General features: G+C 47.4%; 1 protein-coding gene. It reads right to left on the bottom strand.

Going from position 1 to position 1,588, the window contains the following annotated elements; translation table 11 throughout:
- Positions 1 to 380: 380 nt before the first annotated feature.
- Positions 381 to 1,588: high affinity choline transporter 1 (locus tag CH376_RS23880; protein WP_100788609.1), on the bottom strand; the 1,208-nt coding region annotated here is incomplete at its 5' end.

Below are 1,588 nucleotides of genomic sequence, written 5' to 3'. Positions count from 1 at the left end.
CTGTGTACAACTACAACGAATAAAGTGTAACCCATGTCTCCGGTCTATAGTGTTACCGATGTGCCAGAACATACACTCCTTGAAAATCGGAAAGGACCTCCTTGTTCTGACGGCTCTTTTTGTGAAACACGCGGGCCCCGCCCTACGTAGCGACCCTAAGGGAAGCTAAGTGCTGAGTTTCACGGGTGGAGGTGCGGGCAAAACGGGAGACATGCTCCATCACGGATTTAGATTCTTTGCAAGGAGGTTTTATTGGAAAATTCTTTGTAGGAACTCCCACAGGAATTCCAATTCGGCATTGTATTTAATCCAGAGGAAGTTCCGAGCGGCAAAGAATGTTCTAGGGTGAACATTTGTAGGAGCTCTTACAAGAAGAAGTTTCAGTGGACTTCTTCGCGACTTCCCTGAACCGAAAATCCGTATCCTTTTCTTTCCAAAAAATCGCCCCCGAGCAACGCAATCCAACTCGCGAGAAGTCCGGGAATCGACGCAGGAACTTCAAACGAACCGAGATTCCAAAAAAGCCATACAAGAAATCCGCAGATCATGGAAGCCACGGCCCCCGTTCCGGTGGAACGTTTCCGAAAAAGACCGGCGACCAAGGGAACAAAAAGAGAAACCAAACTCAGAGCGGATGCTTGGGAAACGAGTTCGTAGATATTACTTTTAGTGATCGCCATCGACAAGGAAACCAAGGTTATAACTACAACAGAAATTCTTAATATTCTCAAAAGATATTTTTCGGAAGGATTTTTTAAAAAAGGACGGACTACGTTCTCTCCCAAAACGGAAGCCGGCGCCAAAATCGCGCCGCTCGCGGTGCTCATCACGGCCGAAAGAAGCGCGCCGAAAAAAAGAATCTGAGTAAACAAACCGGTATGCGCCAAAACGGTTTTGGGAAGAATCATCTGCGCGTCCGCCGCTCCGATTTCGGGATAAACTTTTCTCGCGCATAGCACGGCGAGTAACGGTAGTAAGGCGATGCTCAAATAAAAGAAAGAAGCCAAAAGAGAGGAATAAACCGCGACCTTTTCCGACTTGGACGCCATCACCCTCTGAAAGATATCCTGTTGCGGAATCGACCCGAGTCCGATCGTCATCCAAGCGGCGATATAAACGAGAATACTTTTCGGGTCCGCCTCGGGAACAAAACGAAAGAATCCCGGTTTTGTGGATCCTAAAACGGCGCCAATCCCGCCGGCTTTCGAACTTAGATCCCAAACTAAATAAGCAAGTCCTAATACGATTAGAATCGTCTGTAAAAAGTCAGTGAGAGAAATCGCCCACATCCCTCCGATCGTAGTATAAACCAAAACGACCCCGGCCCCCAGAAAAATTCCCGTAGAAACCGGAAGATCGGTGAGGGAATGAAGAATGATTCCTAACGCTACGAACTGAGCCGCGATCCAACCGAAATAAGACGGAATCATAAAAACGCTAGAGACTACTTCCGCCCTTCTTCCGAATCGATTCTTATAAAAATCGCCGAAGGTCAAAATGTTCATTCGATAGAGCGGACGCGCAAAAAAAAGACCGACCAGAAAAAGACAAAGGGCAGCGCCGAAAGGATCTTCGATCACTCCTAAAA

This window comes from Leptospira adleri (assembly GCF_002811985.1).
Taxonomy (GTDB): domain Bacteria; phylum Spirochaetota; class Leptospiria; order Leptospirales; family Leptospiraceae; genus Leptospira; species Leptospira adleri.
Note: the sequence above shows the minus strand (reverse complement) of the source record. Positions and strands in the feature narration are given on the sequence as shown.